We start from the raw sequence: 12,934 nt of genomic DNA, 5'->3' as shown, positions 1-12,934 counted from the left end.
ATGTTTATTTTTTAGGTCCCAGTGCCCGTCGGGTTTGCAACAGCACACTGAGCTGTATCAGGGCGATGCCGATATAGAACGAGAAGTTTATCTCGCGGCCCTCGCCAAAAATCAGGAATGCTAATATAATGGTATAGCAAGGCTCCAGGTTGTACGTCAGGTTTACCGTAAAGGCCGAGAGTCGCTTCAGCGCCTGTATCTGTAGCAGATACATACCAACCGTACAGAACAGCGCATGACAGAGCATCAGCCACAGGTTAGTACCCTCGGGAATAACCACCACAGGCTGGTTGCTGGGGAAGAAAGTCAGATAGATGGGGATGATCATTGATACCAGCACGATACCACCCGACATCTGGTACATCAGCACCGTACGACTGCGCACACCCACGCTTGCCTTTTTATTGCAGATGGCATAGAGCGCACACACGGCACTCGACACCACGCCAATGCCGATACCATAGCGGTAACGGGCATCTAACGAAAAAATGCACAGCACACCCAGCACGGTAATGAGCGAGAACACCAACTCGGTAACCGACAGCTTGCGATGGTATATCAGCGGCTCGAAAAGGGCTGTAAAAAAGCCTACCAACGAGAAACAGATAACACCAATCGACACGTTCGAGGCCTTGATGCTACTGTAAAACAGTATCCAGTGCAAACCTAACAGCGCACCGCAACCGCACAGTTGCAGAAACTTACGCCATCCCACACGTGGCAGTCCAGTAAACACCAGCAGGATAGCACTCGTGAACAGCATACGGTACCACACAATATCAACCTCGTTCAGGGTAATCAGTCGTCCAAACAGGCCCGTAAAGCCTGCCAACAACACACTCAGGTGCAGTTGTATAAATCCACGTTGTGTTTCGTTCATCACTCCCAGCACTCTAATTCTTTTTCTAACTCAGGTAACTGACTGCGGTGGAACATGGGTTCCTTAATGCCTGCACGCTTCTGCTGGCGGTAATCATCAAGCAGCCGGAAAGCGTAACGTCCCAACAGCACAATCGCTATCAGATTACAAGCTGTAAGGAAAGCCATAAAAAAGTCAACGATGTTCCACACCAGTTCAAAGCTGGCCAACGCGCCAAAAATCACCATCACACCAGCCGAACAGATGCGGTAGGTTGTCATCACCTGTGCATTCGACGTAATGAAACGGATATTTGCCTCGCCGTAATAGTAGTTGCCGATGATACTCGAGAAGGCAAACAGGAAGATGGCGATGGCCACAAACACCGGACCAGCCGATCCCACCTCGCTCTGGAGTGCCGACTGCGTGAGTGCGATACCATTCAGCTCTGGCACCTCGTACAGGCCGCTAATCAAAATGATGAACGCCGTACACGAGCAAACCAGCAAGGTATCGGTAAACACGCCCAAGGCCTGAATCAAGCCCTGCTTTACGGGGTGCGATACGGCTGCTGTAGCAGCCACGTTAGGTGCACTACCCTCGCCCGCCTCGTTCGAGAACAAGCCACGCTTCACACCATTCATAATCGTAGCACCAATACCACCACCTGCTATCTGGTGTATGCCAAAGGCATCTTCTACAATCACCTTAAACACATGTGGTATATGCTCTATGTTCATGGCAATAACCACAATGGCCAGAACCACATAGCCGATAGCCATCACAGGCACCAGCACCGCACTTACATGGGCAATACGCTGAATACCGCCAAACACGATAAACAAGCCCAGAACTGCCAATGCAATACCCACCCATACAGGATTCCAGCCAAAGGCCTCCTGCATGGCACCACAAATGGTGTTAGCCTGGATTGAGTTGTTCGACAGTCCGAACTGCAGCGTAATCAGCACCGCAAACGTAATGGCCATCCATCGCTGGTGCAAGCCATGCTGGATATAGTACGCAGGACCGCCGATAAACGAGTCCTTGTGTTTCTGCTTAAACAGCTGGGCCAAGGTAGATTCTACAAAAGCCGTAGCCGATCCGATAAGGGCGATAATCCACATCCAGAACACGGCACCTGGTCCACCGATGGCAATGGCCGAAGCCACACCAGCCAGGTTGCCCGTACCCACACGCGTGGCCACACTCACGGCAAAAGCCTGAAACGAGGAGATATGCTTACGCTTGCCCTCTGTACCTTGATTCTTAACTTGGTCACCTACTGTATCAACAGCCGAATCGGTCAGCAACCTGAGCATCTCGCCCACCATCCGGAACTGCACAAAGCGTGTTTTAATAGTAAACCACACGCCACAGCCTACCAGCGCGGCAATCAGCACATAGCCCCAAACGGCATCATTAATCTGAGTAATCAGTTCGTTCATTTATGTTTAGTTCGTATTGTTTATTGCAAGGGTGTTAGTGGATAAATAATGTTCACTATAAATATGTTAGCTGTCAGTATGATAAGGTTCATCAGCAGTCCTATACGCATAAAATCGCTGAATCGGTAGCCACCAGGACCGTACACCAGCATGTGTGTAGGCGATCCGATAGGTGTGGCAAAGCTACTGCTCACGCTCACCATCAGGGCTATCAGGAATGGGTATGGCTCGTAACCCAACTTCTCGGCAGCCTCGTACATGATGGGGAAGAACATGGCACCGGCAGCAGTGTTTGATATAAACTCGGTGATAAACGTACCCACAAAGCAGATGGCAGTCATCACCACTATCGGGTTGGTACCACACACATCCAGAATACCCATGGCCAGGCGTTCGGCAATACCCGTTTTCTGGATAGCCAGTCCCAGCACCACGCTACCGGCAAACACCATCAATATGTCCCAGTTAATAGCGCGCATGGCCTGGTCGGGCGTACAGCAGTGCAGTATCATCATGGCAGCAGCGGCAATAAAGGCACAGTGCAGCAGTGGCATAATACCCAAGGCCGATACTGTTACCATCGCTATCATAATCAGCGCCGATATCAGTGTTTTGCTACCCACGTTAATCACCTCGTCGCCAACCTGCAAGCCACGCTCCTGGGCCAGCTGCAGAATGTCTTTAATATGTCCGGCGTATGTCAGATGGTCACCTCCCATCACAAACTCGTTCTTGCTCAGCGCTACGGGTACATTATCAAAGTGGCGGATCCTGATCAGTCGGCCGCCCTTCACATCGTATAGGCCAGCATAGTCGAGTGTCTCGCCAATAAACTTGTTGCTCGATGGCACCAGCAGCTCTACGGTATATTCGGCTGTATCCTCAAAATCCGATTCGGGTGCTTTTCTATCGGGCAACAGCTTGCGCATGGCAATAATGCTCAGCACACCTACCAGCAAGCAGAACAAGCCTGGTATCGTAGTTGCCAACACGTTCATCACATGACCCGTCTTATCGGCATACAGTCCACTGATAATCAGGTTTGGCGGTGTACCAATCAGCGTACACACACCACCCATACCCGAGGCATAACTCAGAGGGATAAGCAGCTTTGAGGGCGAGATACCCAACTTTTTCGACCACATTTTCACGATGCCCACAAACATGGCCACCACCGTGGTATTACTCAAGAACGAACTCAGTCCGGCCACTGGCAGCATCAGTCGTATCACAGCCTTACCATAGCTATTGGGTTGTCCTAACAGGTTTTTCACTATCCATTGCAGCACGCCGGTATAGGTAAGACCAGCCACTACCACAAACAATACTCCGATAACCACTACCGACGAAGAACTGAAGCCCGAAAACGCCTCTTTAGCATCGAGCACCCCTGTAACAAGCAGTATGCCTATAGCAGCCAAGAATACCACATCAGCACGCAATTTGGTTAGTAGCAGAGTAGTAAACATACCCAGCACTGTAATAATCGTAATCCAAGCTTGGAGATTGAAACCCCATAACAGTTCTGTTTCCATGATTTATCAGATATGTTTAATATTATGCGGACAAAGGTACGGCTTTTCACCGAAAAGAGCAAGCAAATCTATCTTTTTTTGCTAAATATGGGAAAATAGTTGTATCTTTGCACCCATAAACTTACTTAATATGAAGCGATTTCTACCTCATCTTATAGCATTTATAGTGGTGGCCATCTGGGGCGTCACGTTTGTGTGCACTAAACTGTTGTTGCTGGGCGGACTAACTGCAGCCCAGATATTTATTCTGCGTTTTATCATCGCTTACTTGCTGTTGTTAGGCTATAGCCTGTCAAAGGGTATCCACTGGCTCAGCAACAGTTGGCGCGACGAGCTCAACATGATGGCTTTGGGTGTATTTGGCGGATCGCTCTACTTCCTCACCGAGAATAGCGCCATGAACTACACCACAACCACCAACACCAGCATCATCGTGAGTCTGTGCCCCCTGTTTGCATCAGCCATCATCGGTGCTTTCTATAAAACCGAGCGCCTTAATCGCTGGCAAACCTTTGGCACTGTTATGGCGGCATTGGGTGTTATCATGGTGGTGATGAACGGTCATTTTGTGCTCCACCTCTCGCCTTTGGGCGATGCGTTGGCCTTTGGTGCCTGCATGTGCTGGGCGTTCTACAGTCTGCTGATTATCCCCGTTAGCAAGCGTTACCCCACGGTGTTCATTACCCGCAAGGTATTCTTTTACGGTCTGCTGTCCATGATACCCTATATCATCCTGCATCCCGACCTCAACATCCAGCTGGTCATCAACAAGCCCACGCTGTTAGCCAACCTGCTATTCTTAGGTTGTGTAGCCTCCATGCTCTGCTACGTGGCATGGAACTGGGTACTTAAGCGTTTGGGGGCCGTGGTTGCCACCAACTACGTGTATCTCAATCCCGTTACCACCATCGTGTTTGCCTGGATGGTTCTTAACGAGCAGATTACCGTATGGTTCATCATCGGTACTGTACTCATTCTGTACGGCATGTACCTGGTAAACACCAAGCGTCCCAAGTTATCGGCTTAGTATCTGCTCGGCGTGCTCCTTGGTTTTCACCTGCTTGCCGGCAAATATCTGCTCAATCACACCCTCCTCGTTGATAATAAAGGTGGTACGTATGGTGCCCTCGGTTTTCTTACCGTACATCACCTTCTCGCCCCAGGCACCCATTGCCTGTAGCAGTTCCTTGTCCACATCCGCAATCAACGGGAAAGGCAGTTCGTGCTTCTCCTTAAACTTCACGTGCGATGCTGCCGAGTCCTTACTCACGCCCACCACCTCGTAGCCAGCCCCTTGCAGTTCGTTGTAATGGTCGCGCAAACTACAAGCCTCAGCCGTACACCCGCTGGTGTTATCCTTTGGATAAAAGTACAACACCAACTTACGTCCACGATAATCACTCAGTCGGATATCCCGTCCCTGTTCGTCCTTGCCCAGAATCTCTGGCGCCTTATCACCAATATTCATACGCATTATAGTTTTATGTTCTCAATCAATATTTCTTTTGCTCTATTGTATTATAACCCAATAAATAGGCATATAGGGCCGACGGCATGAACGTCAAGTTACAATTCTCCATATTTTTAATTCCATACTTTGTACGAGAAGAGACTATTGCCGACACCAGATGATTCTTATCCATAAATGAAAGTAAGGATTTTAGTTCACTTGGCACATCGAAATAACGGTCAGACCATTTCATCTCAACAGCCCATATTGGCTTTTGGCGTAGTCGGTCAAGTCCCACCATATCCACCTCACCATTTTCTCGTCCCATCTTCCAATTTGCATAAAAAACTTCCTCATCATCCCGTTGAATACGCTGGGCAAAAAGAGCAGTCTCTACCATACTTCCCAAAGTCTTATCTGTCTCCGTCAATGGCGAGAAAAGGGCACATCGTAAAGACGGATTTGTAAGATATATCTTAAACTGGGTTATTCGCTGCATCCGCTTTGCATTAGCATCAACACGATGAATTACCTTAATAAGGAATGCACTTTCCAAATAACTGATATACTTGCGGATAATATCTTTACGGATGCCAGACTCCTGAGACATCTCTTCATAAGAAAATTCACAACCAGAGCGATAGGCGATATGGATAAACAAGCGATATAATTCTTGTGTATCATTGATACCATAAAGGCTAGGAAGGTCTTTAAGCATCACCTTATCAACAATATCACGTCGCATATAACGTCCTGGGTCTTGCTGAATTTCTTTCGAGAAAACAACCTCAGGATAGCCACCATAATTAATATAGCGTATGAAATGCTCATTCAATTGTGATATATCTATGGTGTCAAAAGCATTAAACACTTGCTGGTTCCACTCTATCTTTTTAGGAACTATCAGTCGATCAAGCTCCTGGAGATGGATATACTCGTTAAAAGTAAGTGGAGGTAATGCAAAGTCATGGAAACGCCCGGCGCCACTCTCGGTACTCTTCATCTTCAGTGCAGCAGCAGCCGAACCAGATACAATAAACCGAGTTGAACGATAGGTATCAACTAATGATTTTAAATGTAGTTCCCAATCCTTCAAATACTGAACCTCATCGTAGAACACATACAAACCTTGATCTGTTGGTTGTTTCGCAAGAGATTTCTTTGCGATATTCAACAGCATTTCAAGCGACATTCCATTATATATAGGTGTATCTATAGAAAGGTAGATAATGCTTTGTGGATTAACACCATCATTTATCAAGCGTTCTACTGTATGATAAATCATAATGGTCTTACCTACTCGTCTTGGTCCCATCAGAACTATGCCACGTCTGACATCAACATCCTTAACAACTTTGTAGAAGGAATCGAGGTATAGACGGCTTTTCATTTGGTGAATATCATCGGGAATTTTCCCAGATGTCCACCAAGGATTATCCATTCTCATCCTTTCAATAACTTGCCTTTCTAACTCTTCAATTTCTATTTTCATAATTATAACACCTTTTTCAATGGCAAATATACATAGAATAAGTGATATTTGCAAGCAAAAGCATAGAAAACATGTCTTAATTTAACATTTTTGTTGAAATAAGACGTTTTTACCGTGCTTATTTTGACAATTTGGTAAAAATAAGCACTAAATATCAAAAATCAAGTCTTATTTTAGCGAGATACAGCAAAGTGCCCGTGCAACTCGGTATAAAGATTATCATTTTTTTGATTATCATTTTTTTGATAAAAAGCTTTGTTTGTATTTGATAATTGCTTATCTTTGCAGCCGAAAAGGTAATTATAAAGGATAATAGAGTATGAAAAATCCGTTTGTAACCAAAGGATATGCAGGGCCCGAATACTTCTGCGACAGAGTACAAGAGACTGTGGATTTGGTAAAGTTGCTTACCAATGACAACAACATGGCCTTGATATCTCCTCGGCGACTAGGCAAAACAGATTTGATCCATCATTGTTTTGCACAGCCTGAAATTAAGGAAAAGTACTATACGTTTATCATCGATATATATGCCACAAGCTCTTTAGCCGACTTTGTAAGTCTTCTAGGACAGGCTATACTCGATGAATTAAAACCACGCGGCAGGAAGACTTGGGAGAAATTTGTTGGCACCCTTAAGTCCATACAGCAGCAGATTTCTTTCGATATGAATGGCAATCCTGTATGGGGAGTTGGCTTGGGTGCATATACTAATCCTGCAATTACTCTCGACGAGATATTCGTCTATCTTAAAACGGCCGACAAGCCTTGTTTGGTTGCTATCGATGAATTTCAGAAGATAACAGAGTATCCAGACGGTCAAAATGTAGAAGCTGCACTGAGAACACATATCCAAAGATGCCCAAATGCTACATTTTTGTTTGCAGGTTCCAAGCGACATCTTATGGGTGAGATTTTCCTGTCGCCGTCACGTCCGTTCTATCAGTCGGTCATTACAATGGGGCTTTCTCCTATTCCCATCGAAAAGTATAAAGAGTTTGCCTGCGCTCAATTCGAGAAATGTGGAAAGTCAATCCAGCCTGATGTAGTAGACATCGTTTATCAGCGATTTGATGGAATAACATCTTATCTGCAGCGTCTGATGAACGTGCTATTTCTAAATACCGCACAAGGCGAAACGTGTAGTAAAGATATGATCGACGTTGCTATCAACTACATCTTGGATCTGTATACAGAGTATTACGACACGCTGTTGGCCCAGATGTCAGAGAAGCAGCGCAACGTGTTTTTAGCCATAGCCTGCGAGCGAAGAGTGAAGAGCGTATCGGGTGGTGCTTTTGTGCGGAAATACCATTTGCAATCGCCAAGTTCTGTTATGTCTGCATTAAGAGGCCTTCTCGACAAAGATCTCATTACCCAGGAAAATGGTGAGTATTTTGTTTACGACCTGTTCTTCCAATTGTGGATAGAGAGAAAATAATCTTTGCAGCAGGAAGTAACAACGACTGACTTATGGAACAGATATTCAGCAATAACAGCATTGACCTTCAGGTGCTGCGTGAGTTTTGCGAGGGCGAAGGTGAACTTGTGGAATATCGCAAGGGTGATCAGTTGGAGCGCGAGGGCGACGCATCGCGTTGGTTTGGTTATGTAACAGAGGGGTGCTTTAAGTATGTGAACCATGGTATCAGCGATGACAAGGAACACATCACATGGTTCTCGTTTGCGGGCGAGTTTGTAACCGACTATCCTACGTTCCTTTATGGTCGTCCGTCGCAGACTACCATCGTGGCAATGATGCCCAGTCGCGTGCTCAGGGTTACAGGCCAGCAACTGGAGCAGTTTTTCGACCAGAGCAAGGATACGAATAACTTTGCCCACAGAAAAGGGGCGATAAGTGGCTGCACGAATTGAATTTTGAATGATTAATTTGACCTTAACCCTTTTAATTCGTATTAATTATAGAGTAATAAAGAATGACTCAAACAGAGCGCGATATCATTATCCGCTGTCAACAAGGAGACAAGCAAGCCTTCCGTTGGATAGTGAAGATGCATCAGCAGATGGTATTCTCGCTGGCGCTGAAGATGTTGTGCGACGAAGAAGAGGCTAAGGACATGGTGCAAGATACATTTATTAGAGTGTGGCAAAGCATCAGAGACTACGACCCGCAGCGAACTTTTACAACTTGGCTCTATACTATTGCTTCTCGGTTATGTTTGGATAGGTTGAAGCGTAAAAACCGTATATTATCTGTGCAAGAAGACGAGCTAGTTCTAAAAAACTATGCATCTGACACAGATAGCCAACGAATCTTGGAGAATAGCGAATGGATATCTATAGTAAGGCTGATGGCCGATAAACTTAGCGCTAAACAAAAGCTGGTTTTCACGCTTTGCCAATTAGAAGGTCTATCGTCAGAAGAAACTCAAGAAATAACAGGATTCGATGCCCGTCAGGTAAAGAGTAATCTTTATGCTGCTCGCCAAACAATACGCAAAAGATTAATTGAATTAGGTTATGAGTAATATTAACGATATATTCGAAAGGCTGAAAGGTCAGAAGCCTGTAATCAGCAACCCTGATGAACTGACAGACCTCATCATGGATAGTCTGCCAGACATCAACGAAGCCACTGAGTCAAAAGGAGCTCGAGTGGTCAAGATGCGCTGGTGGATGGCTGCAGCAGCAAGCCTTATTATTATAATAGGTGTAGGAACAATTTGGATGTTTGATAATGAGCAGCCAAAGCTACAAAAACTTACTGCGCAACATTCGGTTGTTGCACCAACTCCTAAAGTTGTTGCGGATTTAAAATCCACAACGAAAGAATACGGGGAATCGAAATCGCCCGCAACGAAGACATCTGGTGACTTAAAAACATCCGTAAATACTAAGGTGAAAACAGAAGAAGACAAAACGGAGAAACAATCCCACACTGCAGTGATCTCCAACCTTCATTATGCAGTCTATACTCCAGAGGAAGACTCTGCATACCAGGCCCCAAGCCGTATAGACGAGTTTATAGCAAAGTTAGCCGAATATAATAAGGTGAAAGCTGTAGCTATCGATTGCAAGTCTGACAAAGGTGACAGCACTATCGTCAGTACGGCTTACGTCTTCGAAGACACCAAGGAACTCGACCTTTTCGGTCGACTACTACAAGTAGCCTGTTGGTACGACACCAACACACCAGGTTTTCTGCTAAACTTTTCACGTCAGCAGTTCTTTTTCAGTCTGAAAGACCTGCGCAAAAGAGAAAAGTATCTTTGGATAGCTGAGCGCATCAATGATCAGCACATACTGCTTTTCTGCGTCCGTTCACAGATTGATACCAACATCTCATCGACCTGCATCCAAGATTATCGTGAGCAATTGACTAATAGAAACATTCATACATTATTCTAAAAACAATAAAGTTATGAAACGAATATTTCTCCTAACTATTCTCGCAATCACCAACCTCACTGCAATAGCGCAAACAAGAGGAATGAAAGTACTAGCAAAAAGCATGGGTGTATATATGCCACGGCCAGATATCCTAACGGATAAAAAAACTCATAAGACCTTTGCTGTATGGCATAACACTAACAATGCATGGATTAAGGATTTTTGTGAGACAAAAAATGTAGCAATAGAAAAAGAATACAACAAATTGTTTCCTAACGCAGTAAGCGACATGCCATATATGCCTATGAGCTGGATGCTAACAGAAGAGAACAATGAGACTGTACTTCATTGCTATTTTCAAATGCCAGCCGACGAAGTGTCAAACCTTTGGCTTGCATCGGAAGAGACGTGCATTGTTGACAATGCTACAGGTAAGCAATACCGCATCCGTCGTACTGAGCCAGACACTTTCCGTAAGCACTTCAGTGTTAAAGCGCCAAAGGGTTCAGTTCTTGATCTAAAGGTGTATTTCCCCCCATTACCAGAAACAACGAAAAGTGTTACTATGTTCGGCATCCCTAACTGGAATCTGGTTGGTTGGCATCAAGAGCTTAACAAGCCTTTGAATATTCATGTCTCATGGTCCCCTATTAAATGCGACACAGTTCCCAAATTCCATAGTCCACGTATTCTCCAAGAACATCTATGCGAGGACAAACCTTACGACATGCAGAATTGGAATACTTGGAAGGTACTAACAGATGTACATCTCATCAAACCGCAGAAAGACGAAACATTGGCTATCTGGCTGACCCCAGAGACCACATATGTAGCCATTGCCTATGAACAGAATTGGACAAGAGAATACTTCACTTTTAGTAGTGGCCTTATCCTGCTTGACGAGACTGGACATCAATACAAACTCCGTAAAGTTCAAGGTGTTCCATTAAATGAATTATTCTTTATGGAGGGCAACGCTGGCGACTACATTGCTTTCCTGATGGAATTCGAACCTGTGCCCCTGAACATGGAAACCATCACATATATTGAACCTGACATCGAACCTTTCAATGCATGGGGAGCCAATAACAAAGGAACTGTTCTACACAACCTAAGTATTCAACAACTCCGCCAGAACCAAAGTCTCTTCGAGTATCTTCCTCGAGTAGTTGTAGAATAACGTCAAGGACGTTTATTTAGTTAGATAAATTCTTTGGTGCAGCATCCGTCGGGATGACGCATGCTGCTTATAAAAACAAAAGTTAAACCCAAATAAAAACAATTATGAACAAGAAAACTTTTTTTACAATGATGCTTGCCCTTGTTACAATGACAGGGCTGGCACAGACAAAGACAGCAACTGTCACTGGTTATTCACCCGCTCTGAAAGATGGCACGTTGGTGCTGGCCGGAACAGGCACTATCGGAAATGTTGTAGATACCGTCCAAGCCGGACGGTTCGCCTTCACTCTACCCGTAGAGGAACTCACCGAAAGCTTTCTCGGTTTAATGGGTGAAGGTTGTCCCAATTTTAATTTAACCCTCTTCCTGCGTCCCGGTGTGACTGTGAAATTGACGGGCACAGATTGTTTCTACCCTTTATGGAATGTGGAAAGCCCTTTGCCCGAACAGCAGACTCAGAGCCGTATAACAGAGCATTGCCGCGACGTGGTAACGGAATTAATGCAAATGGATCTGGCTCAAAAGCCTTGGGCAGAGAGAGAAGTCGTTGAAATGAAATGGATGAAGCAACAGATGGATATCCTGCCGTCATTGCCTGTGGATGCTGCTACAATCCGTGCGCTATGGGGCATATCTATGACGGCTAAGAATACCAAAGACTTCCCGTACATGGAACAGTTGAAGAACTTGGAAAAGACAATAGCTGCCAGAGCGCCTAAAGGGTTTGAAGAGACGCTGGCAGAGATTCACAACTATGTCTATCCACCACGACTCTTGCAGGTGGGTGATGAAGCTGTTGATGCCGAACTCCTTGATATGCAAGGACAGAAACACCATTTGTTTGAAGCCTTTTCCAATGGCAAATATGTATTGCTCGATTTCTGGGGTATCGGCTGCGGTCCTTGTATGATGTCTGAGCCTGAGATGAAAGAGTTCTATGAGAAAATGAAGGATAAGATAGAGATCATCGGTATCAATCAGAACAAACTCACAGAGTGGCAGAAGCATGAATTCAGCAAGCGTATTATCTGGAGGAACTGGAACAATGCCTCGAAGGATATCAGCAGCAGATATTGTGATATAGGCGCCATTCCTTATTATGTAATGATCTCGCCCGACAAGCGCATCCTTTGGAAGAGTATGGGTTATGGCCCAGGATGGTTTATGGGTATGGCTGATGCCTTCAACGGCCTCAAACAGGACAACAGCGCCAACCTCTCGCTGGTTATCCAGAAAGTTAATGCCAATACCAGCGGCACTACTGTTAGTTTCCGCTATTATGGTCATAAAGACTATTGGTTCCGCATCGTAAAGGAATCCTATCTTGAAGCTAATGGTAAGAAATATAAGCTGACGGCAGCCGATGGCATCAAACTCGATGAGGACAACTTTACCAAGGTGAAAGCCTCAGAAGCCACAGACGAATTTCTTGGCAACATTTGCTACACAGACTTCACACTAACATTCGAGCCGTTCGACACCATCCCCACCACCTTCGACTTCATAGAGGGTGATGTTCAGGGTGCCTTCGTCATCCGCAATGTTTCAGTAAAGTAACCAATCATGGCCAAGAAAGCTATTATTACAATGATGCTTGCCCTCGTCGCTATGACGGGG

At 45.3% G+C, this 12,934-nt stretch carries 12 protein-coding genes; 7 read left to right on the top strand and 5 right to left on the bottom strand.

The window, feature by feature from the left end:
• Positions 1 to 4: 4 nt before the first annotated feature.
• From T499_RS0108700 to T499_RS0108690, 3 genes are read right to left on the bottom strand one after another with little or no spacing between them, the layout of a single operon-like run.
• Positions 5 to 880, bottom strand: coding sequence for a DMT family transporter (locus T499_RS0108700; RefSeq protein WP_033150667.1), 876 nt, complete (start codon positions 878 to 880; stop codon positions 5 to 7).
• Positions 880 to 2,307 carry an alanine/glycine:cation symporter family protein gene (locus tag T499_RS0108695; protein WP_033150666.1) on the bottom strand — a complete coding sequence of 476 codons (1,428 nt, stop codon included), beginning with the start codon at positions 2,305 to 2,307 and terminating at the stop codon, positions 880 to 882. Before T499_RS0108695 ends, T499_RS0108700 begins: the two co-directional genes overlap by 1 nt.
• 20 nt (positions 2,308 to 2,327) lie before the next feature.
• A complete protein-coding gene (locus T499_RS0108690; protein WP_033150665.1) occupies positions 2,328 to 3,842 on the bottom strand; it encodes an SLC13 family permease in 1,515 nt (504 codons plus the stop codon).
• 130 nt (positions 3,843 to 3,972) lie between these two features.
• Between T499_RS0108690 and T499_RS0108685 the strand changes: the two genes are divergently transcribed.
• On the top strand, positions 3,973 to 4,869 hold the full coding sequence (locus tag T499_RS0108685; RefSeq protein ID WP_052173574.1) for a DMT family transporter: 897 nt from the start codon (positions 3,973 to 3,975) through the stop codon (positions 4,867 to 4,869).
• Here T499_RS0108685 and bcp read toward each other — a convergent pair.
• Positions 4,858 to 5,310 (bottom strand): thioredoxin-dependent thiol peroxidase, encoded by a 453-nt coding sequence (bcp, locus tag T499_RS0108680; RefSeq protein WP_028902714.1) that lies wholly within the window; start codon positions 5,308 to 5,310, stop codon positions 4,858 to 4,860. The two genes, T499_RS0108685 and bcp, sit on opposite strands and share 12 nt — an antisense overlap.
• A gap of 25 nt (positions 5,311 to 5,335) precedes the next feature.
• A complete protein-coding gene (locus tag T499_RS0108675; protein ID WP_033150663.1) occupies positions 5,336 to 6,784 on the bottom strand; it encodes an ATP-binding protein in 1,449 nt (482 codons plus the stop codon).
• A gap of 319 nt (positions 6,785 to 7,103) precedes the next feature.
• Here T499_RS0108675 and T499_RS0108670 point away from each other — a divergent pair, with 319 nt between their 5' ends.
• From T499_RS0108670 to T499_RS0108645, 6 genes are all read left to right on the top strand, one after another.
• A complete protein-coding gene (locus T499_RS0108670; protein WP_013064367.1) occupies positions 7,104 to 8,225 on the top strand; it encodes an AAA family ATPase in 1,122 nt (373 codons plus the stop codon).
• 32 nt (positions 8,226 to 8,257) lie between these two features.
• Positions 8,258 to 8,659 carry a Crp/Fnr family transcriptional regulator gene (locus tag T499_RS14205; RefSeq protein ID WP_052173572.1) on the top strand — a complete coding sequence of 134 codons (402 nt, stop codon included), beginning with the start codon at positions 8,258 to 8,260 and terminating at the stop codon, positions 8,657 to 8,659.
• Positions 8,660 to 8,721: 62 nt separating this feature from the next.
• Positions 8,722 to 9,273, top strand: a complete 552-nt coding sequence (locus tag T499_RS0108660) for an RNA polymerase sigma factor (protein WP_033150662.1) — start codon at positions 8,722 to 8,724, stop codon at positions 9,271 to 9,273.
• Positions 9,266 to 10,153 (top strand): hypothetical protein, encoded by an 888-nt coding sequence (locus T499_RS0108655; RefSeq protein WP_033150661.1) that lies wholly within the window; start codon positions 9,266 to 9,268, stop codon positions 10,151 to 10,153. Before T499_RS0108660 ends, T499_RS0108655 begins: the two co-directional genes overlap by 8 nt.
• 13 nt (positions 10,154 to 10,166) lie before the next feature.
• The gene (locus tag T499_RS0108650; RefSeq protein WP_033150660.1) at positions 10,167 to 11,315 is read left to right on the top strand and encodes a hypothetical protein; all 1,149 of its coding nucleotides are present in this window, start codon (positions 10,167 to 10,169) and stop codon (positions 11,313 to 11,315) included.
• Between the two features lie 104 nt (positions 11,316 to 11,419).
• The gene (locus T499_RS0108645) at positions 11,420 to 12,874 is read left to right on the top strand and encodes a TlpA family protein disulfide reductase (protein WP_084163038.1); all 1,455 of its coding nucleotides are present in this window, start codon (positions 11,420 to 11,422) and stop codon (positions 12,872 to 12,874) included.
• Positions 12,875 to 12,934: the final 60 nt, after the last annotated feature.

Source organism: Prevotella sp. RM4 (assembly GCF_000701965.1).
Classification (GTDB): Bacteria; Bacteroidota; Bacteroidia; order Bacteroidales; family Bacteroidaceae; genus Prevotella; species Prevotella ruminicola.
Note: the sequence above shows the minus strand (reverse complement) of the source record. Positions and strands in the feature narration are given on the sequence as shown.

What these genes read in the sequence shown, in the direction of transcription:
- T499_RS0108700 (WP_033150667.1), bottom strand. Translation starts at nt 880, where the DNA reads ATGAACGAAACACAACGTGGATTTATACAACTGCACCTGAGTGTGTTG.
- T499_RS0108670 (WP_013064367.1), top strand. Translation starts at nt 7,104, where the DNA reads ATGAAAAATCCGTTTGTAACCAAAGGATATGCAGGGCCCGAATACTTC.
- T499_RS0108660 (WP_033150662.1), top strand. Translation starts at nt 8,722, where the DNA reads ATGACTCAAACAGAGCGCGATATCATTATCCGCTGTCAACAAGGAGAC.
- bcp (WP_028902714.1), bottom strand. Translation starts at nt 5,310, where the DNA reads ATGAATATTGGTGATAAGGCGCCAGAGATTCTGGGCAAGGACGAACAG.
- T499_RS0108645 (WP_084163038.1), top strand. Translation starts at nt 11,420, where the DNA reads ATGAACAAGAAAACTTTTTTTACAATGATGCTTGCCCTTGTTACAATG.
- T499_RS0108655 (WP_033150661.1), top strand. Translation starts at nt 9,266, where the DNA reads ATGAGTAATATTAACGATATATTCGAAAGGCTGAAAGGTCAGAAGCCT.
- T499_RS0108650 (WP_033150660.1), top strand. Translation starts at nt 10,167, where the DNA reads ATGAAACGAATATTTCTCCTAACTATTCTCGCAATCACCAACCTCACT.
- T499_RS0108685 (WP_052173574.1), top strand. Translation starts at nt 3,973, where the DNA reads ATGAAGCGATTTCTACCTCATCTTATAGCATTTATAGTGGTGGCCATC.
- T499_RS14205 (WP_052173572.1), top strand. Translation starts at nt 8,258, where the DNA reads ATGGAACAGATATTCAGCAATAACAGCATTGACCTTCAGGTGCTGCGT.
- T499_RS0108690 (WP_033150665.1), bottom strand. Translation starts at nt 3,842, where the DNA reads ATGGAAACAGAACTGTTATGGGGTTTCAATCTCCAAGCTTGGATTACG.
- T499_RS0108675 (WP_033150663.1), bottom strand. Translation starts at nt 6,784, where the DNA reads ATGAAAATAGAAATTGAAGAGTTAGAAAGGCAAGTTATTGAAAGGATG.
- T499_RS0108695 (WP_033150666.1), bottom strand. Translation starts at nt 2,307, where the DNA reads ATGAACGAACTGATTACTCAGATTAATGATGCCGTTTGGGGCTATGTG.